Here is an 18,766-nt window from a genome sequence, read left to right on the forward strand (position 1 = left end):
TGCCCTGCGCGCTCATGTTGGCCTGGTTGAAGAAGATGCGGCCGAAGTGGTCGCGATCGGGGAAGACCTCGTCCTGGTTCGGCAGGTTGGCGCCACCCGAGTCCACCAGATAGATGCAGGGCAGCTGGTTCTGCTGCGCCACTTCCTGCGCGCGCAGGTGCTTCTTGACGGTCAGCGGGTAGTAGGTACCGCCCTTCACCGTCGCGTCGTTGCAGACGATCATGCAGTCCACACCGCTCACCCGGCCGATGCCCGCGATGACGCCGGCGCAGGGCGCGCTGTCGCTGCCGTCGCGGTCGGGGTACATGCCCATCGCCGCCAGCGGGCTCAGTTCGAGGAAGGGGGTGCCCGGGTCCAGCAGCATCTGCACGCGGTCCCGCGGCAGCAGCTTGCCGCGCGCGGTGTGCTTGGCGCGAGCGGCTTCACCGCCGCCGAAGGTGGCCTTGTCGATCTGCGCCTTCAGGTCGTCGACCACGGCGCGCATGGCGGCGGCGTTGGCCTGGAAGTCGGCGGAGCGGGCGTTGAGTTGGGTATCGAGTGCGGGCATGTGGTTCTCTCGGTCAGGCGGTTTTCGCTTCGTCCAGCCCCAGCTGGTCCTTCATCGCATCGCGGATTCTGAACTTCTGGATCTTGCCGGTCACGGTCATCGGGAAAGCCTCGACGAAGCGGATGTAGCGCGGCACCTTGTAGTGCGCGATCTGGCCCTTGCAGAAGGCGCGCACGGCGTCCTCGTTCAGGCTCTGGCCAGGTTTGACCACGATCCAGGCGCACAGCTCTTCGCCGTACTTCGGGTCGGGCAGGCCGACCACCTGCACGTCCTGCACCTGCGGCATGCGGTAGAGGAATTCTTCGATCTCGCGCGGGTAGATGTTTTCGCCGCCACGGATCACCATGTCCTTGATGCGACCGACGATGTTGACGTAACCCTCGGCGTCCATGGTGGCCAGGTCGCCGGTGTGCATCCAGCCGTCGGCATCGATGGCCTCTTGCGTCTTGGCCGCGTCGCCCCAGTAGCCGTGCATCACCGAATAGCCCTTGGTGCAGAACTCGCCTCGCTCACCGCGCGGGACCGTTTCGCCGGTGTCGGGATTGACGATCTTGATCTGCAGGTGCGGCTGCACCAGGCCCACCGTGGCCACGCGCTTGTCCAGTGGCGTGTCGGTGCTGCTCTGGCAGCTCACCGGGCTGGTCTCGGTCATGCCATAGGCGATGGTCACCTCGCGCATGTGCATGTCGGCCTGCACCCGCTTCATCACCTCAATCGGGCAGGGCGAGCCGGCCATGATGCCGGTGCGCAAGGTGTGCAGGTCGAACTCGGCAAAGCGCGGGTGGTCCAGCTCGGCGATGAACATGGTCGGCACGCCGTGCAGGCCGGTGCACTTTTCGTCCTGCACCGCCTGCAACACGGCCAGCGGGTCAAACGCATCGCTGGGGTAGACCACGGTGCTGCCGTGCGTGAAACAGGCCAGGTTGCCCAGCACCATGCCGAAGCAGTGGTACAGCGGCACGGGGATGCACAGCCGGTCGTCCGGCGTGAGCTTCATGCACTCGCCGATGAAGAAGCCGTTGTTCAGGATGTTGCGGTGGGTCAGCGTCGCGCCCTTGGGGAAGCCCGTGGTGCCGCTGGTGAACTGGATGTTGATCGGGTCGTTCGGCGACAGCCCTGCCGCCGCCTGCGCCACCCGCGCATCGCCCACCTGACCGCGCGCCAGCAGCTCGGAAAAGCGCAGCATGCCCGGCTGCTCGGCGCCCTCACCCGCCACGTCGATCCAGGCCACGGTGCGCAGCGCGGGCAGGCGCGCCGCCTGCAGCGCGCCGGGCGCACAGGTGGCCAGCTCGGGCGCCAGCTCGCGCAGCATGCCCAGGTAGCCGCTGGTTTTGAACTGCGCCATGGCCACCAGCGCCTGGCAGCCCACCTTGTTGAGCGCGTATTCGAGTTCGGCCGTGCGGTAGGCCGGGTTGATGTTCACCAGCACCAGACCGACCTTGGCGGTCGCCAGCTGCATCAGCACCCATTCGACGTTGTTGTGCGACCAGATGCCGATGCGGTCGCCCGGCTGCAGGCCCAGGCCCAGCAACGCGCTCGCCAGCCGGTCCACCTCGACCGCCAGCCCGGCGTAGCTGTAGCGCCGCCCCTGGTGCACGCTCACCAGCGCCTCGCGCTGCGGGTGGCGCGCGGCCATGGCGTTGAAGAAGGCGCCGATGGTCTGCTCGATCAGCGGCACGTCGGTGCGGCCGGCGGACTGGCTCAGTGGGGTGTTCATGGGCTTGTCTCCTGGGGTTCCGGGCGGCGGCTCGCACCGGACTGCAGGCGCAAGCTTAGGCCGCCCCCACCGACCCCGCTTGCCAGAATGGTTGCAAATCGCGCCACCCATCATGCACACTCACGCCATGCCAAGCCCCCGAACAACCGCGCACAGCCCGCCCGACCGCCGCAGCGACCGGGCGGTCACGCCCATGGCGTTCGTGCAGGCCATCGTGACCGCCTACCGGCAGCGGGGCCTGAGCCCGGCACAGGCGCTGGAGCAGGCACAGATTCCGCCAGACCAAGTGACCGATGCCGGCGCACGCATCACCGCTGCGCAAATGGAAACCCTCTCGGGCGCCGCCATGCAAGGACTGGACGACGAAGCCCTGGGCTGGTTTGGCCGCGCCCTGCCGTGGGGCAGCTACGGCATGCTCGCGCGGGCCTCGCTGTCGGCGCCTACGCTGGGCGTGGCGCTCAAGCGCTGGTGCCGCCACCACCACCTGCTGGCCGACGACATCAGCCTGTCGCTGCGGACCGCGGGCGACACGGCGAGCATCGTCATCGACGAACACCGCCCGCTCGGCCCCGAGGGCGTGTTGCGCGAGTTCTGCCTGGTCTCGGTGCTGCGCAACATCCACGGCCTGGCCTGCTGGTTCATCGACTCGCGCATCCCGCTGCTGGGCGCGAGCTTTCCGTTTGCCGCGCCGGCGCACGCCGAGGCCTACGCGGTGCTGTTCGACGGCCCCACGCAGTTCGAAGCGGACCAGACCGCGATCCACTTCGATGCGCGGTACCTGGCCCTGCCGATCCAGCGCGACGAAGCGGCCATGAACCAGATGCTGCAGCGCGCCCTGCCCCTGACGGTGCACGCCTACCGGCGCGACCGCCTGCTGGTGCAGCGGGTGCGCCAGGTGCTGCGCCACCAGCCGCTGGCCGCCCACAACGCCGACGACCTGGCCGCCCTGCTGCACACATCGGCCCGCACCCTGCATCGGCAGCTGAAGGATGAAGGCGCCTCGCTGCAGGCGCTCAAAGACGCGGTGCGCCAGCAGCGCGCCATCGAACTGCTGCTGCGCACCCAGCGCCCCATCAAGCTGGTGGCGCAGGCGGCCGGCTTCCAGAACGAGAAGAGCTTCATCCGAGCGTTCAAGGGCTGGACCGGGCAGTCGCCCGCGGACTTCCGCCGCCAGGCCCCACCCTTGGCCTGATCTGCAACCCCGATGGCGCCCTGCGGGCCGGGGTCTGCCTAGACTGCAGAGTCCTCCCGGAGCCCACCCATGATCGTTCTGCACCACTGCGTCAGCGCCCGTTCCCTGCGTCCCCTGTGGATGCTGGAAGAGCTGGGCCTGCCCTACGAACTGCGCATGCTGCCCTTTCCGCCCCGCGTGCACGCCCGGCCCTACCTCAACCTGAACCCGCTGGGCACCGTGCCCCTGCTGGAAGACGGCGCCACCCGCATGACCGAATCGGCCGGCATGTGCCAGTACCTGGCCACGCGCCACAGCCCGGGCGGGCTCGACGTGCGGGCCGACGAACCGGCCTTTGGTGCCTACCTGAACTGGCTGCACATGAGCGACGCCACGCTCACCTTTCCGCAGACACTGGTGCTGCGCTACACCCACTTCGAGCCGCCCGAGCGCCTGCAGCCTCAGGTGGCCGCCGACTACGCGCGCTGGTTCCTGGCCCGGCTGCGCGCGGTGGACGCCGCCGTGCAGCACAACGCACACCTGTGCGCCGGCCGTTTCACCGCCGCCGACGTGGCCGTGGGCTACGCGCTGGTGCTGGCCCGCCACCTGGGCCTGGATGCCCAGTTCCCCCCGGCCGTCGCCGCCTACTGGCAGCGGCTGCAAGACCGCCCCGCCTTCCAGCACGCCCTGCGGGTGGAGCGGGATGCGGCAATGGCCCAGCAGGTGGACCCCACACCATCGCCCGACCTGCGGCTCTGAGTCATCCACACGACCGAACAGGGCAACCAGCGCTGGCCCGCACGCGGTGCCGGCCGCTGAAAGAAGACGGCGCCACGCTGCAGGCGCTGAAGGACGAGGTGCGCCGCGAGCGTGCCGTGGACCTGCTGCAGCGCAGCGCAAGGCCGGTCAAGCAGGTGGCCGAGGCGGCGGGGTTTCAGAACGAGAAGAGCGTCATCCGCGCGTTCAAAGGCTGGACGGGGGTAACGCCGGGGGAGTGGCGAGCCAGGACCTGACCGGTGCGGTTTTTCCATTGCTCGGCGAAGGCCAATGCGCTTCAACAACACAGATGCGCCTGCGTGGGTACAGTACGTCAGGCCCTATGAACTTCGACCACCGCCCCATCACCGAACTCCTGCGCGGGCCAGTTCTGCACACGCCCCAGGGATGGGTGGTTCTCGCGACGGGTGCACTGTACGCACGGCTTGCACTGCTGACTCACACCATCGGGACCAGTCCGTCACTTGGTAAAACCAGCAGCGAAATTGTTGTCGTGTGTGCCTTCTGGCCACTCATCCCTTTTCTGATGTTCGTCCGCACGAGTGGTCCGGAATTCAGGCCCTCGGTGGCCACGGCAACGTATCTCGCCGCGGCTGCTGTGGCACCTTTTGTGTACGCGGGTTGGCGTCTACACGGTGCCTGAGCCTTCAATCGACCCTGTCCCCGTGGAAAATTTAGCCACCTGTTTACCCGGAGTGCCCATGAAGATCATTGTTTCCACCGTCATCGCAGCCCCGATTGCGGAGGTCTGGCGCTTGTACAACTCACCGGAGGACATCAAGGTCTGGAACACGGCCTCCCCGGACTGGCACACCACGGCCTCCTCGGTCGATCTGCGCGTGGGCGGTACGTTCTCCTCGCGAATGGAAGCCAAGGACGGTTCATTCGGTTTCGACTTTGCAGGTGTGTACACGAAGGTCGAAGCGCCCACACTCATCGAGTACCGGTTTGGCGACAGGGTCGGTCAAGTCGAGTTCTCGGCAGGGCCGACCGGTGTCACGGTGAAGGTGACTTTCGATGCCGAAGACACCCACTCCGAAGACCAACAGCGCGGCGGGTGGCAGGCCATCCTTGACAACTTCGGTCGGCACGTGCTGGCCAGCCGAGAGAACAGCAAGAACCCCGATTGAGGTCTCGCGCCAGGGATACCCAGCCCTGCGCCTGCTGCAAGGCACCGGCACAAGCACTGTGTTCTTACCACCTCCGTTGCGGATCGCGTGCGCGCTGCTGAAATCCTTCGCGCGCGCACCAGCCGAAGAACGCCGCCACCGCGCCCGACAGCACCGCCATCACGCTGTTGTGCCAGGGCCCGTATTTCTGTGCGGGTGGGAACACGTCAAACTCGAACAGCAGGGCCATCGCAGCCAGCAAGGCTGCCACCAGCAGGCTGCCCAACGGGCGCTGCACGAACGGGGCCTTGGCGCGTTGCAGCCGGGTCATGAAATCGGTTTCCGGATCAGCCGGTGTGCAGCGCCGCGGCCAGTTCATCCATGTGCCGGAACACCCGCGCCACCGGCAGCCCCTCAAACGCCCGCCCATGCCCGGCCGGGCAGTAGCCCCAGACCGTGGCCCCAGCATCCAGCCCGGCGCGCACACCGGTCGCGGTGTCTTCGATGACCAGGCAGCGCGCGGGTGCGATGCCCACGTGCGCGGCGGCGGCCAGGTACACGTCGGGCGCGGGCTTGGAGCGCGGCAGGTCGTGGCCGCTGAAGATGCGGTCTTCGAAGTACGGGGACATGCCGGCCATCTGGATCTGCATCACGACCTTGGCCTTGTCGGCACCGGACGCGCAGGCGATGCGGCCGCCGGTGTGGCGGTGGGCGGCGATGACGGCGTCGAGCGCGCCGTCCATGGCCTTGAGTTCGGCGCGCAGGCGCTGGTCGCGCCGGGCGTAGAAGGCGCGCATCCAGTCTTCGGTCAGCGGCTGGCCGGTTTCCTGTTCGATGCGGGCGCGTTCGTCGCGCACCGCCTTGCCGATGAAGATGCGCTCGCACTCGGCCTGGCTGAGCGCCCAGCCGGCTTCGTTGAGCATCTGGCGCAGCACGCCGTTGGTGATGGGTTCGCTGTCCACCAGCACGCCGTCGCAGTCGAAAAGGACCGCATCAAATCGGGCGGCTTCAAACTTCACGCTCATGTCAGGTCTCCGTCGACATAGCACCAGCGCCCGCCTTCGCGCACAAAACGACTGATCTCGTGCAGGCGCTGGCCACGGCCGCCCACGCGCGAACGCGCAACGAATTCGACTTCGGCATGGTCGGCGTCGATGACGCGATGGCGCTTCACTTCCAGCCCCAGCCACTTCACACCGGGCTCCAGCGTCAGGTCGGCCGGGCGGGTGCTGGCGTGCCAGCTGCTGCGCAGGTAATCGACCCGCTCGCGCACGAAGGCGCTGTAGCGCGAGCGCATGAGGTGTTCGGCGTCGGGCGCGGGGGTGTTGTGGTCCAGGTAGCGGCCGCAGCAGTCGGCATACACCACGGGGCGGCCGCGCGCATCGCGCCGGCCGCAAGGGCATTCGGTGTTCATGGGCCGATCGTAGCGGGCCGGGCCAGCACCGCGCGGCGGTGCTAGGGTATGGCCCGTCCCAACACCCACCACGCCAGGAGCGCCATGACCGACACGACCGACCTGTTCGCTTTCCCCATCACCCACAAATGGCCCGCCCAGCACCCGGACCGGCTGCAGCTCTACAGCCTGCCCACGCCCAACGGCGTGAAGGTGTCGATCATGCTGGAGGAATGTGGCCTGCCCTATGAGGTGCACCGCGTGAGCTTCGACGCGCAGGACCAGTTCACACCCGAGTTCCTGTCGCTGAACCCGAACAACAAGATCCCGGCCATCCTGGACCCGAACGGCCCCGGCGGCCAGCCGCTGGCGCTGTGGGAGTCGGGCGCGATCCTGGTTTACCTGGCCGAAAAAACGGGCAAGTTCCTGCCCGCCGACCCGGCGCGCCGCTACGAGACGCTGCAGTGGCTGATGTTCCAGATGGGCGGCGTCGGCCCGATGTTCGGCCAGGTGGGTTTCTTCACCATCTTCGGCGGCAAGGACTTTGAGGACAAACGCCCGCGCGACCGCTACACCGCCGAATCCATGCGCCTGCTCGGCGTGCTGAACCAGCGCCTGAAGGGCCGCGACTGGATCATGGGCGACGAGTACACGATCGCCGACATCGCGATCTGGCCCTGGGTGCGCAACCTGGTGGAGCGCTACAAGGCCGGCGACCTGGTGGGCTACGCCGAGTTCACCGAAGTGCAGCGGGTGGTGGCGGCCTTTGTGGCACGGCCCGCGGTGGCCAAAGGGCTGACGATTCCGGCCGCGCCGAACTGAAGAGGCCCCGCGAGCGACGTGCCCCACACCGAAGGCACCGCGGAACCGGCTTTGCCGGGCCGCCCGTGCCGCCCCCTTGAGGGGGTCGCGCGCAGCGCGGCGGGGGTGGGCCGAATCTCGCGGCGCAGAGGGTTACAACCCCCGTGCAATGATGATCTTCTGCACGTCGCTCGTGCCTTCGTAGATCTGGCAGACGCGCACGTCGCGCCAGATGCGCTCGACCGGAAAGTCGTTCACATAGCCGTAGCCGCCCAGGGTCTGGATGGCGGCCGAGCAGACCTGTTCGGCGGTCTCGCTGGCGAACAGCTTGGCCATGGCGGCTTCTTTCAGGCAGGGCCGGCCGGCGTCACGCAGGGCGGCTGCGTGCCAGATGAGTTGCCGCGCGGCTTCCAGCTTCGTCGCGCATTCGGCTAGGCGAAAGCCCACGGCCTGGTGGTTGAAGATGGCGGTGCCGAAGCTCTGGCGCTCCTTGGCGTAGGCAATGGCCACGTCCAGCGCGCTGCGGGCCATGCCCACGCTCTGCGCCGCGATGCCGATGCGCCCGCCTTCGAGCGCACTCAGCGCGATCTTGTAGCCCTCGCCTTCCTGGCCGATCCGGTTGTCGGCCGGGATACGGCAGTTGTCGAAGTTGATCTGCGCCGTGTCGCTGCTGTGCTGGCCGACCTTGTCTTCCAGCCGCGCGACCTGCCAGCCCGGGTTGTCCGTGGGCACGATGAAGGCGCTCATGCCCTTCTTGCCGGCGCCCTTGTCGGTCACGGCGATCACCACCGCGGCCTGGCCGTTCTTGCCCGAGGTGATGAACTGCTTGACGCCGTTGATGACATATTCGTCGCCCTCGCGCACCGCCGTGGTTCGCATGCCCGACGCGTCGGAGCCCACATGCGGTTCGGTCAGGCAGAAGGCGCCCAGGATGTCGCCGCGCGCCGCGGGCACCAGCCACTGCTGCTGCTGCGCGGGTGTGCCGTACATCATGAGAATGGCGTTGTAGGGGCAGTTGGTTACGCTGATGGCGGTACTGGTGCCGCCGTCACCGGCGGCGATCTCTTCCAGCACCAGCGCAAGCGTCAGGTAGTCCAGCCCCGCGCCGCCCAGTTCTTCGGGCACGCAGATGCCGTAGGCGCCGAGTTCGGCCAGGCCCTTGTGCACGTCTTTGGGGAAGTGGTGTTCCTTGTCCCAGCGCGCGGCGCGGGGCCACAGCTGTTCCTGCGCGAAGCTGCGCACGGCGTCGCGGATCATTTCCTGGTCTTGGGTCAGCAGCATCTTGTCTCGCTTGTGTTGTTGTGTGTGGTGGGGGATCACCACGACGCGGCACGGCGGCCGTCGTGGTGGATGAGGCGGCCGTTGTCTTCGGCGGTCAGGCCGGCCAGCACGGTGCGCAGGCCGCGCACGCTGGCGTCGACCGTCAGCGGCGCGCTGGCGCCCCCCATGTCGGTCTGCACCCAGCCCGGGTCCAGCACCACCAGCAAGGCCGCCGGGTAGTCAAAGCGTGCGCTGCTCACCGCCATGTTCAGCGCGGCCTTGCTGGCGCGGTAGAGCCAGCTGTTGCTGCCGCTGACGGGACCGATCTGCGCCATGCTGCTGGAGAGCGCGGCGAACACGCCGCCCGCCGCTTCGACCATGGACATGACCTGCGGCAGCACCTGCATCAGCCCCAGCACGTTGGTGTGCATAACGGCGTCGAAGGCCTGCTGCGTGGGCGGCGAGGTCGCGTTGCCGCGGTCGATCACCCCGGCCACGTACAGCGCCACGTCGATGTCCACACCATCGAGCTGCCACGACAGGCCGCTCACGCTGGCCGGCTGCGCCACATCCACGCGCAGCGTTTCGGCGCCCAGGTCGCGCAGGCGCTCCAGCCCCTCGTCGTCCCGCGCGGTCGCGATCACGCGGTGACCCGCTTCGCGGTACTGGCGCACGAACGCCAGGCCGATGCCGCGCGAGGCGCCGATGACGAGGACGGTGGCCATCAGACCAGTTCGATCGCGAGGGCGGTGGCTTCACCACCGCCGATGCACAGCGTCGCCACGCCCTTCTGGCCGCCACGCGCCTGCAAGGCGTGCAGCAGCGTCACCAGGATGCGCGCGCCGCTGGCGCCGATGGGGTGGCCCAGCGCGCAGGCGCCGCCGTTGACGTTGACCTTCTCATGCGGGATGGCCAGCTCGGTCATCAGCGCCATCGGCACGACGGCGAAGGCTTCGTTGATTTCCCACAGGTCCACGTCGCCCACGGCCCAGCCGGTCTTGGCCAGCAGCTTCTGCGTGGCGCCCACGGGGGCGGTGGCGAACCAGTTGGGTTCCTGCGCGTGGGTTGCGTGGGCCACGATGCGCGCCAGCGGCTTGAGGCCCTGGGCCTTCGCGGTCGATTCGCGCATCAGCACCAGCGCGGCGGCGCCGTCGTTGATGGACGACGACGAGGCGGCGGTGATGGTGCCGTCCTTCTTGAACGCGGGCTTGAGGCTGGTGACCTTGTCGAGCTTGACCTTGCCCGGGCCCTCGTCCACCGACACCACGCGCTCGCCGCTGCGGTCTTTCACGGTCACGGGCGCGATTTCCTTGGAGAAGGCACCGCTCTCGGTCGCGGCCTTGGCGCGCGTCACCGAGGCGATGGCGAAGGCGTCCTGCTGCTCGCGGGTGAAGCTGTATTTGGCGGCGCAGTCTTCGCCGAAGGTGCCCATGCTGCGGCCGGCTTCGTAGGCGTCTTCCAGGCCGTCGAGCATCATGTGGTCGTAGATCTTGTCGTGGCCCATGCGGTAGCCGCCGCGGCCCTTGAGCATGAGGTAGGGCGCGTTGGTCATGCTCTCCATGCCGCCCGACACCATCACGGTGGCGCTGCCGGCGAGCAGCATGTCGTGCGCGAGCATGGTGGCCTTCATGCCCGAGCCGCACATCTTGGACAGCGTCACCGCGCCGGCCGACAGCGGCAGCCCGCCCTTGAGCGCGGCCTGGCGCGCGGGCGCCTGGCCCTGGCCGGCCATCAGGCAGTTGCCGAACAGCACCTCGTCGACGAGGGCCTTGTCCACGCCACTGCGCTCGACCGCGGCTTTGATCGCGACGCCGCCCAGGTCGTGGGCGGACTGGGACGCGAAGTCGCTCTGGAACGAACCCATGGGGGTGCGGGCGGCGCCGACGATGACGACGGGATCGGTGGTGTTGCTCATGCTCAGTTCTCCTGGTTCGGTTGGAAAGTGGATTCAAGTGCCGGGCCGCCCCAAGCTTGAATCGCTCCCCCTCGGGGGGCAGCGACCCATGAAACGGCGGAGCGTGGGGGCCATGTCAGTTCAGCAATTCCTTGCCGGCCTGCACATGGAAGCGCCGGTCGCGCTCGTAGGGAAACACGTCGTACACATGGCCGGCGGCGATGCGTTCTTTGTGGCGCTGCCAGAAGGCGGCGTCCAGCAGGTCGGCGTGGTGCTGCATGAACACCTCGCGCACCATCGGGTTGCCCAGCAGGAAGGGGCCAAAGGTTTCGGGGAAGACATCGTTCTTCGCCACCGCGTACCAGACCTCGCCGCTCATCTCGTCTTCTTCGTTGCGCGGCGGTGGCACGCGGCGGAAATGGCAGTCGGTGATGTATTCGATCTCGTCGTAGTCGTAGAACACGACCTTGCCGTGGCGCGTGATGCCGAAGTTCTTCCACAGCATGTCGCCCGGGAAGATGTTGGCGGCCACCAGGTCCTTGATGGCGTTGCCGTACTCGACCACGGCGCGTGTGAGCTGCTCGCGCGCGCGCGCCAGCGCCCCGTCGTCCGCGCCGCTCTTGGCCTGCAGCGTGTCGAAGGCCTCCTGCAGGTAGATGTTGAGCGGGATCATGCGGCGCTCGATGTAGCAGTGCTTGAGGACGACCTCGGTGGTGCCGTCGCCGTCGCGGTCGCTGATCTCCAGCTGGCTGGGCGCGAACTTCTGGATCTCGGCGATCAGCTCGTCGGTGAAACGCGCACGCGGGAACCCCACTTCGGAAAACTCCAGCGTGTCGGCCATGCGGCCCACGCGGTCGTGCTGTTTCACCAGCAGGTACTTGCCGCGGATCTGCTCGCGTGTGGTGTCCTTCTGCGCCGGGTAGTAGTCCTTGATGACCTTGAACACAAAGGGAAAACTCGGCAGGTCGAACACCAGCATGACCATGCCCTTGATGCCAGGTGCGATGCGGAACTGGTCGGTGCTGTGGCGCATGTGCGCCAGGAAGTCGCGGTAGAACAGCGTCTTGCCCTGCTTGGCCAGGCCCAGCGCGTTGTAGAACTCGGCGCGCGGCTTGCGCGGCATGAGGCTGCGCAGGAACTGCACGTAGGCGCTGGGCACCTCCATGTCGACCATGAAATAGGCGCGCGCGAAGCTGAACAGCATCAGCAGGTCGTCTTCGCCGAACAGCGCGGCGTCGATGACGAGACGCCCGTTTTCGTTGTGCAGGATGGGCAGCGCGAACGGCACTTCCTGGAAGCCGTTGATGATCTTGCCGACCACGTAGGCGCCCTTGTTCCGGTAGAACAGGCCCGAGAGCGCCTGGATCTGGCAGTTGGCGCGCAGCTTGTGGTGGTCGAAATGGCGGCGCATGGCGTCGAGCACCAGGGCCGCGTCGCGCCCGAGGTCGTCGTAGGGCACGCGCAGGTCGAAGTCCTCGATCATGCGCCGCACCTCGGCCAGCAGGCTGGCCTGCGTCGGGTAGTAGCTGCGGTAGGTGGGCAGCGCGCCGCGTTCGTCGTTTTCTATGTACTCGGTCGAGACCGCCGGGCGCACGAAGATGAAGTCGTTCTGGAAGTAGGCGCGCTTGAGGATCTTGGTCGTGACCGAGTTGAAGAAGGTCTCGGCCAGCTCGGGCTGGTGGTGGTTTACCAGCAGGCCGATGTAGAGCAGCTTGACCTGTTCCCACACCTCCATCGGCTGCGCGTCGGCCTTGAATTCCTTGTGCAGCCGCTTGACGCATTCGTTGACCCGCAGGTCGTAGAACTCGATGCGCTCGCGCTGGGCGCGCTGCTGGGCCGACCAGTCGCGCGTCTCGAAGCGGTGCTTGGCACGCGCGGACTCGGAGCGGAACAGCCGGTAGTGGCGGTTGAAGCCATCCATCATCGCCTTCGCGATGTCAAAGGCCACGGTCGAGTCCAGCCGCTGGGGGAACATGGCCTGTCAGCGCCTCAGGTTTCGGCGCGCGGGTAGCGCTTGAGTGCACCACGGAAGACCGGCATGACTTCCTCGCGGTTGGTGATGCTCACACCCAGGTCTTTCACCAGACCGTCCTTGAGGCCATAACACCAGCCGTGCACCGACACCTTCTGGCCGCGCGCCCAGGCGTCCTGCAGCACATTGGTCAGCGCCACGTTGCCCACCTGCTCGATCACGTTCATCTCGCACAGCACGTCTTCCTGCACCGCCACGGGCAGGTGGTCCAGGCGCTTGCGGTGGCGCATCTTCACGTCGTGCACATGGCGCAGCCAGTTGTCGGCCAGGCCCACGCGCGCGCCGCGCAGCGTGGCCAGCACGCCGCCGCAGCCGTAATGGCCCACCACCAGGATGTGCTCGACCTTGAGGTACTCGACCGCGAACTGGATCACCGACAGCGCGTTCAGGTCCGAATGCACCACCACGTTGGCCACGTTGCGGTGCACGAACACCTCGCCCGGTTCCAGGCCGGTGATCTGGTTGGCCGGCACCCGGCTGTCGGAGCAGCCGATCCACAGGTACTTGGGGGTCTGCTGCTGCGCCAGCTGGGTGAAATAGCCGGGCCGGTCGCGCTCGGTCTCGGCGGCCCAGCGGCGGTTGTTGTCGATCAGGGTCTGGATGGTGTTGCTCATGCGGCGATGTTACCTAGGCGACACGAACCAGCACCACGCCAGGGCCTTGCATTCAGCAGGTTTCCGCGAACAGCTCGCGGCCGATCAGCATGCGACGGATTTCCGAGGTCCCGGCACCGATCTCGTACAGCTTGGCGTCGCGCCACAGGCGGCCCAGCGGGTACTCGTTGATGTAGCCGTTGCCGCCGTAGATCTGCACGCCCTCGCCCGCCATCCAGCTGGAACTCGCCGATGCTCTGGCCGAACTGCTTGCGGTCGTGGATGTAGGGGATCACGTTGTCCATGACCGACTGCATGATGCCCAGCGGCCCGCCGGTGAGCACGGCGCGTTCGTAGTCCAGGCCGCTCATCAGCACCTTGGCGCCCATGTTCAGGCCGCCCAGGATGTTCTCGGCCGGCACCTCGACGTTCTGGAACACCAGCTCGCCCGTGTGGCTGCCCCGCATGCCCAGCTTGTCGAGCTTCTGCGCGATGCTGAAGCCGGGCATGCCCTTCTCGATCAGGAAGGCCGTCACGCCGCGCGCGCCCATCTCGGGCTCGCTCTTGGCGTAGACCACCAGGGTGTCGGCGTCGGGGCCGTTGGTGATCCACATCTTGTTGCCGTTGAGCAGGTAATAACCGCCCTTGTCTTCGGCCTTGAGCTTCATGCTGATCACGTCCGAACCGGCGCCGGGTTCGCTCATGGCCAGCGCGCCCACGTGTTCACCGCTGATCAGCTTGGGCAGGTACTTGGCCTTCTGCTCGGGCGTGCCGTTGCGGTTGATCTGGTTCACGCACAGGTTGCTGTGCGCGCCGTAGCTCAGGCCCACCGAGGCGCTGGCGCGGCTGATTTCTTCCATCGCCACCATGTGGGCCAGGTAACCCATGTTGGCGCCGCCGTACTGCTCGGGCACGGTGATGCCGAGCACGCCCAGATCGCCCATCTTGCGCCAGCAGTCCATCGGGAACTGGTCGCTCTTGTCGATCTCGGCGGCGCGCGGGGCGATCTCGGCCTGGGCGAAGTCGCGCACCGCGTCGCGCAGGGCGTCGATGTCTTCACCGAGCTGGAAATTGAGGCCGGGCAGGTTGGTCATGTGTTGTCTCCGTTGAGCATGGGAAGTTCAATAGGTTTTGGGCACGGGCACCAGGGTCTGCTGCATCACGGCGCAGTCCGACCGTTTCCCGTCGGCCGCCAGGTGCACCACTTCGGCTGTGGTCACGATGATGCGTTTGCCGGCCTTGGTCACGCGGCCCGTGGCCTGCAGCTCGCCGCCCTGGAAGGCCGCGAGGAAGTTGATCTTGTATTCCACCGTCGTGACCTCCATGCCCTCGGGCGCCACGGTCAGCGCCGCGTAGCCCCCGGCGATGTCGGCCAGCGCGCCCATGGCGCCGCCATGGAAACCACCCTGCTGCTGCGTCACGCGGTCCGAATACGGCAGCGCCAGCGTCACGGTGCCGGGCGCCACGGCCAGCAGGCGCACACCGAGCGCTTGCATCATCCCCTGGCGGTCCAGGCTGGTCTGCACGCGCTGGCGCAGGGCTTCTTGGTCGGTGGACTGGGTCATGGATTTGATTTACGTTTACGTAAACGTCAATTATGACCGACACCGCGGCGGCGCGGCAAGTGCGGGTCCATCCTGACGCGCTCGGGCTATGCTCAAACGCCCATGCCTTACGCCCTGCAAGCCCCGGTCCACAGCGACCTGACCATCAAAAAAAGCCGCTTCATCGGCTGTGTTGAAGCCGTGCCCGACCGCGCGGCCGCGCGGGCCCGCGTGGCCGCGCTGCGCGCCGAACACCCCTCGGCCACGCACGTGTGCTGGGCGCTGATGGCGGGCGGCCAGTCGGCGGCCAACGACGACGGCGAACCCGGCGGCACCGCTGGCCGGCCCATGCTGGAGGTGCTGCGCCACCAGGACCTGGAGGGTGTGCTGGCCACCGTGGTGCGCTACTACGGCGGCACGCCGCTGGGCGCAGGCGGACTGGTGCGCGCCTACACCGACAGCGTGGCGCAGGCGCTGCTCAAGGCCGAGAAAGTGCCCGTCATCCGGCAGACCACCCTGCGCTGCGTGTTGCCCTATGCACTGGAAGGCTGGCTGCGCCGCGAACTGCCTGCCCACGGCGCCCGGCTGCTGGACGCCGCGCACGGCGAAGGTGTCACCGTGCACCTGCAACTGCCCGAAGGCAAGGCCGCCGCGCTGGTGGCACGCCTCAACGACGCCACCCAGGGCCAGGTGGTGTGGCTGGACGCAGCCGACACCGACAACGGCTGACGCCCAGGCCCGGACTCAACGCGAGAGGAACAGCGCCAGCAGCCCCAGCGCCGCGGGCACGGCCTGGATGAACAGGATCTTGCGGCTGGAGGTGGCCGCGCCGTACAGGCCCGCCACCAGAATGCAGGCGAGGAAGAAGACCTTCACGCCGAAGCCTTCGGCCCCCAGCCACAGGCCCCAGAACAGGCCGGCCGCCAGGAACCCGTTGTAGAGGCCCTGGTTGGCCGCCAGCACCTTGCTCGCGGCGGAGAACTCGGGGGTCAGGCCGAAGGCCTTGCGGCCCTTGGGCGTGTCCCAGAGGAACATCTCCAGCACCAGGATGTAGACGTGGATCAGGGCCAGCAGGGCGACGATGGCGGTGGCGACGAGGCTCATGGGCGGCTCCGAAGGGGCGGTGGCCGTGAGTCTAGGCCTTGCCAGCCTTTTCCACCTTGGCCAGCAGGGTCCGCGCTTCCTTCTCGTGCACCTTCACCTCGTCGAGGTTGGCCATCAGGTCGGCCAGCTGGTCTTCGAGCTGGCGCTTGTGGTCGGCCAGCACGGTGAGGAATTTGCGCAGCTGCGGCCCGGTGTCGCGCGGGCTGTCGTACATGTCGATGATGTCGCGCGCCTCGGTCAGGCTCAGGCCCAGGCGCTTGGCGCGCAGCGTGAGCTTCAGGCGCGTGCGGTCGCGCGCGCTGTAGACGCGGTTGCGGCCGCCGGGCCCCTCGCGCTGGGGCTGGATCAGCCCCATGTCTTCATAGAAGCGGATGGCGCGCGTGGTCAGGTCGAACTCGCGCGCGAGGTCGCTGATGGTGTAGGTCTGTGGGGTCGCCATGGGATTTGAAGGACTTGTCGGCTTGCGGACAGCGGCTGCCGGGATCGATCCCTAGAATGCGTGCAGCTTGACGTTTACGTCAACGTCAGTTTAACGGAACCCACCCGGAAGGCCAGCCCCGCATGACCGCCCCCACCAAGAACGCGCTCGAAGCCCGCCTGCACTACCCGCTGGGCGATGCCCTGCCCGAGCCCGGCCGCACGCTGGCGGTGGCGCCGGGCGTGAAATGGATCCGCATGGGCCTGCCGTTCGCGCTGGACCACATCAACCTCTGGCTGCTGCGCGACACGCTGGACGGCCGCGAGGGCTGGACGGTGGTGGACTGCTGCATCAGCCGCGACGAGGCCAAGGCACAGTGGGAGCAGATTTTCGCCCACGAACTGGAGGGCCTGCCCGTGCTGCGCGTGATCGTCACGCACATGCACCCGGACCACATCGGCCTGGCACAGTGGCTGTGCGAGCGGTGGGACTGCAGGCTTTGGGTCAGCGCAACGGACTACAACTCGGCCCGCATCGGCTCGCAGAGCACCACCGGTTTTGGCGGCGCCGGCGCGGCCGATTTCTTCGCCGCCCACGGCATGACCGATCCCGAGGTGCAGGAGAAGATCCGCGGTCGCGCCAGCTACTACCCCAGCATGGTGCCGGGCGTGCCGCCCAGCTACCACCGCCTGCTCGACGGCCAGACCGTCGCCATCGGCGGGCGCGGCTGGCGCTGCATCGCCGGTTACGGCCACGCGCCGGAACACATGGCGCTGTACTGCGACGACCTGCAGGTGCTGATCAGCGGCGACATGGTGCTGCCGCGCATCAGCACCAACGTGAGCGTGTACGACATGGAGCCCGAGAGCGACCCGCTGACCCTGTTCCTCGATTCGCTGGAGCGCTACCTGCCCCTGCCCGAGGCCACGCTGGTGCTGCCCTCGCACGGCAAGCCCTTCACCGGCCTGCACGAACGCATCCGCCAGCTGCAGGACCACCACGCCGACCGCCTGGCCGAGGTGCAGGCCGCCTGCGCGCAACGGCCTTGCAGCGCCTTCGACATCCTGCCCGTGCTGTTCACCCGCGCGCTGGACCTGCACCAGAGCACCTTCGCCATGGGCGAAGCGGTGGCCCACCTGCACCGGCTGTGGTTCGCGGGGACGCTGGTGCGTTCGCGTGGTGCCGACGGCGTCTGGCGCTTCAGCCCCCAGACCTGATCGGGACATCCGCCGCCCGGCGCCGCGGGGTTTCTACAATGGCCGACCCCGCGCCAACCATCTTCTCGCGTGCACCGCATTCCGCCCTGGCTTCGCAGCTTCATTCCCGCCCCGCTCAGCGTCAGCCGTCGGGAAATGCTGCTCGGCGTCGTGGGCGCCGGCATCGGCCTGTTCGCCACCGAGTGGTCCAGCCGGATCGCGCTGGGCACGCTCAACCCCTGGTTCATCGCCCCCATGGGCGCGTCCGCCGTGCTGCTGTTCGCGATGCCGGCCAGCCCGCTCGCGCAGCCCTGGTCCCTTGTGGGGGGCAACACCATCTCGGCCCTGGTGGGCGTGGCCTGCGCACTGTTGCTCGGTCACACCGGCCTGGCCGCTGGCGTGGCCGGCGCGCTGGCGATCGGCGCCATGTTCGCGCTGCGTTGCCTGCACCCGCCCGGCGGCGCGGTGGCGATCACGGCCGTGCTCGGCGGGCCGGTGGTGGCGCAGCTGGGTTTTCACTACGCGCTCTGGCCGGTGGCGACCAACGCGGGCCTGATGGTCCTCACGGGCCTGCTGTTCAACCACCTCGCCGGCCGCCGCTACCCGCACCACGCCAGCGCGCAGCCGCACCACACCAGCGACCCGCTGCCCAGCCACCGCCTGGGCTTCACGCACGACGACCTCACCCGCGCGCTGACCGGCCAGGGCGCCCTGCTCGACATCAGCCCGCAGGACCTGGAAGAGATCCTGGTCAGGGCCCAGGAGCTCGCCAGCCAGCGGCGCTGGAGCGACGTGCGCTGCAGCGACATCATGTCGCGCGACGTGGTGAGCATCGGGCCGCGCGACTCGGTCGACGAGGCCTGGGCACGGCTGGCCCACCACAAGATCAAGGCGCTGCCGGTGGTCGACGGCGAGGGCGTGCTCGCCGGCATCGTCTCGCTGCACGACTTCTTCATCGGCCACAGCGCACCGGACCCGCGCCGCGTGCCGGTCATGAGCACGGCCCGGTACGTCGAGGACATCATGACCCGCAAGGTCCGGGCGGCGCGGCCGGAGCAGCCGATCGGGGATCTGGTCGGCCTGTTCTCCGACCGCGGCCTGCACCACATGCCGGTGGTCGACGAGCGGCGGCGCGTGGTCGGCATGATCACCCAGTCCGACGTGGTGGCGACCCTGTTCAGCGGCCCGCCCGCGCGCTGACCTCAGACCG

The 18,766-nt window shown here is 68.0% G+C and carries 21 protein-coding genes and 2 pseudogenes; 9 read left to right on the top strand and 14 right to left on the bottom strand.

All coding sequences use genetic code 11. The features are described from left to right. Together RMP09_RS22385 and RMP09_RS22390 are read right to left on the bottom strand one after the other, a co-directional pair. A partial coding sequence (locus RMP09_RS22385) for a carboxyl transferase domain-containing protein (protein ID WP_310568185.1) occupies positions 1–547 on the bottom strand: 547 nt, incomplete at its 3' end. Positions 548–560: 13 nt separating this feature from the next. After that, positions 561–2,264, bottom strand: a complete 1,704-nt coding sequence (locus RMP09_RS22390; protein WP_310568186.1) for an AMP-binding protein — start codon at positions 2,262–2,264, stop codon at positions 561–563. 127 nt (positions 2,265–2,391) lie between these two features. Here RMP09_RS22390 and RMP09_RS22395 point away from each other — a divergent pair, with 127 nt between their 5' ends. The 5 genes and pseudogenes from RMP09_RS22395 (at position 2,392) to RMP09_RS22415 (ending at position 5,342) form a co-directional block, all read left to right on the top strand. After that, positions 2,392–3,456, top strand: a complete 1,065-nt coding sequence (locus RMP09_RS22395) for an AraC family transcriptional regulator (RefSeq protein WP_310568187.1) — start codon at positions 2,392–2,394, stop codon at positions 3,454–3,456. 69 nt (positions 3,457–3,525) lie between these two features. Beyond that, the gene (locus tag RMP09_RS22400; RefSeq protein WP_310568188.1) at positions 3,526–4,194 is read left to right on the top strand and encodes a glutathione S-transferase family protein; all 669 of its coding nucleotides are present in this window, start codon (positions 3,526–3,528) and stop codon (positions 4,192–4,194) included. A gap of 38 nt (positions 4,195–4,232) precedes the next feature. Next, a pseudogene (locus tag RMP09_RS22405) lies at positions 4,233–4,448 on the top strand (helix-turn-helix domain-containing protein); the annotation flags it as partial. An 86-nt stretch (positions 4,449–4,534) separates the two neighbouring features. Continuing rightward, entirely contained in the window at positions 4,535–4,855 is a 321-nt protein-coding gene (locus RMP09_RS22410; protein WP_310568189.1) for a hypothetical protein, read from the top strand. A gap of 58 nt (positions 4,856–4,913) precedes the next feature. Continuing rightward, positions 4,914–5,342 (top strand): SRPBCC domain-containing protein, encoded by a 429-nt coding sequence (locus RMP09_RS22415; protein ID WP_310568190.1) that lies wholly within the window; start codon positions 4,914–4,916, stop codon positions 5,340–5,342. Positions 5,343–5,406: 64 nt separating this feature from the next. Here RMP09_RS22415 and RMP09_RS22420 read toward each other — a convergent pair whose 3' ends face one another. Genes RMP09_RS22420 through RMP09_RS22430 form a run of 3 tightly spaced genes read right to left on the bottom strand, consistent with a single transcriptional unit; the run spans position 5,407 to position 6,735 of the window. Then, positions 5,407–5,652 carry a hypothetical protein gene (locus RMP09_RS22420; protein ID WP_310568191.1) on the bottom strand — a complete coding sequence of 82 codons (246 nt, stop codon included), beginning with the start codon at positions 5,650–5,652 and terminating at the stop codon, positions 5,407–5,409. 16 nt (positions 5,653–5,668) lie between these two features. Next, a complete protein-coding gene (locus tag RMP09_RS22425) occupies positions 5,669–6,346 on the bottom strand; it encodes an HAD family phosphatase (RefSeq protein ID WP_310568192.1) in 678 nt (225 codons plus the stop codon). After that, positions 6,343–6,735 (bottom strand): YchJ family protein, encoded by a 393-nt coding sequence (locus tag RMP09_RS22430; protein ID WP_310568193.1) that lies wholly within the window; start codon positions 6,733–6,735, stop codon positions 6,343–6,345. The genes RMP09_RS22425 and RMP09_RS22430 overlap by 4 nt, the downstream gene beginning before the upstream one ends. Positions 6,736–6,819: 84 nt before the next feature. Here RMP09_RS22430 and RMP09_RS22435 point away from each other — a divergent pair, with 84 nt between their 5' ends. Beyond that, complete coding sequence (locus RMP09_RS22435) at positions 6,820–7,536, top strand: glutathione S-transferase N-terminal domain-containing protein (protein ID WP_310568194.1); 717 nt, start codon at positions 6,820–6,822, stop codon at positions 7,534–7,536. Between the two features lie 132 nt (positions 7,537–7,668). On the opposite strand, the gene RMP09_RS22440 is transcribed toward RMP09_RS22435, so the two are convergent. The 7 genes and pseudogenes from RMP09_RS22440 to RMP09_RS22470 form a co-directional block, all read right to left on the bottom strand. After that, positions 7,669–8,796, bottom strand: a complete 1,128-nt coding sequence (locus RMP09_RS22440) for an acyl-CoA dehydrogenase family protein (RefSeq protein WP_310568195.1) — start codon at positions 8,794–8,796, stop codon at positions 7,669–7,671. Between the two features lie 35 nt (positions 8,797–8,831). Beyond that, positions 8,832–9,500, bottom strand: coding sequence for an SDR family oxidoreductase (locus RMP09_RS22445; RefSeq protein ID WP_310568196.1), 669 nt, complete (start codon positions 9,498–9,500; stop codon positions 8,832–8,834). After that, entirely contained in the window at positions 9,500–10,690 is a 1,191-nt protein-coding gene (locus RMP09_RS22450; RefSeq protein WP_310568197.1) for an acetyl-CoA C-acyltransferase, read from the bottom strand. Before RMP09_RS22450 ends, RMP09_RS22445 begins: the two co-directional genes overlap by 1 nt. 115 nt (positions 10,691–10,805) lie before the next feature. Beyond that, positions 10,806–12,644: a bifunctional isocitrate dehydrogenase kinase/phosphatase gene (aceK, locus tag RMP09_RS22455; RefSeq protein WP_310568198.1), complete on the bottom strand. Its 1,839-nt coding sequence runs from the start codon at positions 12,642–12,644 to the stop codon at positions 10,806–10,808. Between the two features lie 14 nt (positions 12,645–12,658). Next, positions 12,659–13,315: a carbonate dehydratase gene (can, locus tag RMP09_RS22460; RefSeq protein ID WP_310568199.1), complete on the bottom strand. Its 657-nt coding sequence runs from the start codon at positions 13,313–13,315 to the stop codon at positions 12,659–12,661. A gap of 52 nt (positions 13,316–13,367) precedes the next feature. After that, positions 13,368–14,388, bottom strand: a pseudogene (locus RMP09_RS22465) (acyl-CoA dehydrogenase family protein). Positions 14,389–14,415: 27 nt separating this feature from the next. Further along, positions 14,416–14,859, bottom strand: coding sequence for a PaaI family thioesterase (locus RMP09_RS22470; protein ID WP_310568200.1), 444 nt, complete (start codon positions 14,857–14,859; stop codon positions 14,416–14,418). 102 nt (positions 14,860–14,961) lie between these two features. Here RMP09_RS22470 and RMP09_RS22475 point away from each other — a divergent pair, with 102 nt between their 5' ends. Further along, positions 14,962–15,567: a YigZ family protein gene (locus RMP09_RS22475; protein WP_310568201.1), complete on the top strand. Its 606-nt coding sequence runs from the start codon at positions 14,962–14,964 to the stop codon at positions 15,565–15,567. A 15-nt stretch (positions 15,568–15,582) separates the two neighbouring features. On the opposite strand, the gene RMP09_RS22480 is transcribed toward RMP09_RS22475, so the two are convergent. Further along, a complete protein-coding gene (locus RMP09_RS22480) occupies positions 15,583–15,942 on the bottom strand; it encodes a DUF1304 domain-containing protein (RefSeq protein WP_310568202.1) in 360 nt (119 codons plus the stop codon). A 31-nt stretch (positions 15,943–15,973) separates the two neighbouring features. After that, positions 15,974–16,381, bottom strand: a complete 408-nt coding sequence (locus RMP09_RS22485; protein WP_310568203.1) for a MerR family DNA-binding transcriptional regulator — start codon at positions 16,379–16,381, stop codon at positions 15,974–15,976. 122 nt (positions 16,382–16,503) lie between these two features. On the opposite strand from RMP09_RS22485, the gene RMP09_RS22490 reads away from it, so the two are divergent. Next, positions 16,504–17,577 carry an MBL fold metallo-hydrolase gene (locus RMP09_RS22490; RefSeq protein ID WP_310568204.1) on the top strand — a complete coding sequence of 358 codons (1,074 nt, stop codon included), beginning with the start codon at positions 16,504–16,506 and terminating at the stop codon, positions 17,575–17,577. A gap of 69 nt (positions 17,578–17,646) precedes the next feature. Then, complete coding sequence (locus RMP09_RS22495) at positions 17,647–18,756, top strand: HPP family protein (protein ID WP_409559773.1); 1,110 nt, start codon at positions 17,647–17,649, stop codon at positions 18,754–18,756. Positions 18,757–18,766: the final 10 nt, after the last annotated feature.

The organism is Hydrogenophaga sp. (genome assembly GCF_031426985.1).
In the GTDB taxonomy this organism is placed as follows: Bacteria; Pseudomonadota; Gammaproteobacteria; order Burkholderiales; family Burkholderiaceae_C; genus Hydrogenophaga.

Coding starts and splice junctions, on each gene's coding strand:
- RMP09_RS22410 (WP_310568189.1), top strand. CDS start 4,535: ATGAACTTCGACCACCGCCCCATCACCGAACTCCTGCGCGGGCCAGTT.
- RMP09_RS22425 (WP_310568192.1), bottom strand. CDS start 6,346: ATGAGCGTGAAGTTTGAAGCCGCCCGATTTGATGCGGTCCTTTTCGAC.
- RMP09_RS22415 (WP_310568190.1), top strand. CDS start 4,914: ATGAAGATCATTGTTTCCACCGTCATCGCAGCCCCGATTGCGGAGGTC.
- RMP09_RS22475 (WP_310568201.1), top strand. CDS start 14,962: ATGCCTTACGCCCTGCAAGCCCCGGTCCACAGCGACCTGACCATCAAA.
- RMP09_RS22450 (WP_310568197.1), bottom strand. CDS start 10,690: ATGAGCAACACCACCGATCCCGTCGTCATCGTCGGCGCCGCCCGCACC.
- can (WP_310568199.1), bottom strand. CDS start 13,315: ATGAGCAACACCATCCAGACCCTGATCGACAACAACCGCCGCTGGGCC.
- RMP09_RS22395 (WP_310568187.1), top strand. CDS start 2,392: ATGCCAAGCCCCCGAACAACCGCGCACAGCCCGCCCGACCGCCGCAGC.
- RMP09_RS22400 (WP_310568188.1), top strand. CDS start 3,526: ATGATCGTTCTGCACCACTGCGTCAGCGCCCGTTCCCTGCGTCCCCTG.
- RMP09_RS22470 (WP_310568200.1), bottom strand. CDS start 14,859: ATGACCCAGTCCACCGACCAAGAAGCCCTGCGCCAGCGCGTGCAGACC.
- RMP09_RS22480 (WP_310568202.1), bottom strand. CDS start 15,942: ATGAGCCTCGTCGCCACCGCCATCGTCGCCCTGCTGGCCCTGATCCAC.
- RMP09_RS22430 (WP_310568193.1), bottom strand. CDS start 6,735: ATGAACACCGAATGCCCTTGCGGCCGGCGCGATGCGCGCGGCCGCCCC.
- RMP09_RS22485 (WP_310568203.1), bottom strand. CDS start 16,381: ATGGCGACCCCACAGACCTACACCATCAGCGACCTCGCGCGCGAGTTC.
- RMP09_RS22440 (WP_310568195.1), bottom strand. CDS start 8,796: ATGCTGCTGACCCAAGACCAGGAAATGATCCGCGACGCCGTGCGCAGC.
- RMP09_RS22490 (WP_310568204.1), top strand. CDS start 16,504: ATGACCGCCCCCACCAAGAACGCGCTCGAAGCCCGCCTGCACTACCCG.
- RMP09_RS22445 (WP_310568196.1), bottom strand. CDS start 9,500: ATGGCCACCGTCCTCGTCATCGGCGCCTCGCGCGGCATCGGCCTGGCG.
- RMP09_RS22420 (WP_310568191.1), bottom strand. CDS start 5,652: ATGACCCGGCTGCAACGCGCCAAGGCCCCGTTCGTGCAGCGCCCGTTG.
- RMP09_RS22390 (WP_310568186.1), bottom strand. CDS start 2,264: ATGAACACCCCACTGAGCCAGTCCGCCGGCCGCACCGACGTGCCGCTG.
- RMP09_RS22435 (WP_310568194.1), top strand. CDS start 6,820: ATGACCGACACGACCGACCTGTTCGCTTTCCCCATCACCCACAAATGG.
- aceK (WP_310568198.1), bottom strand. CDS start 12,644: ATGTTCCCCCAGCGGCTGGACTCGACCGTGGCCTTTGACATCGCGAAG.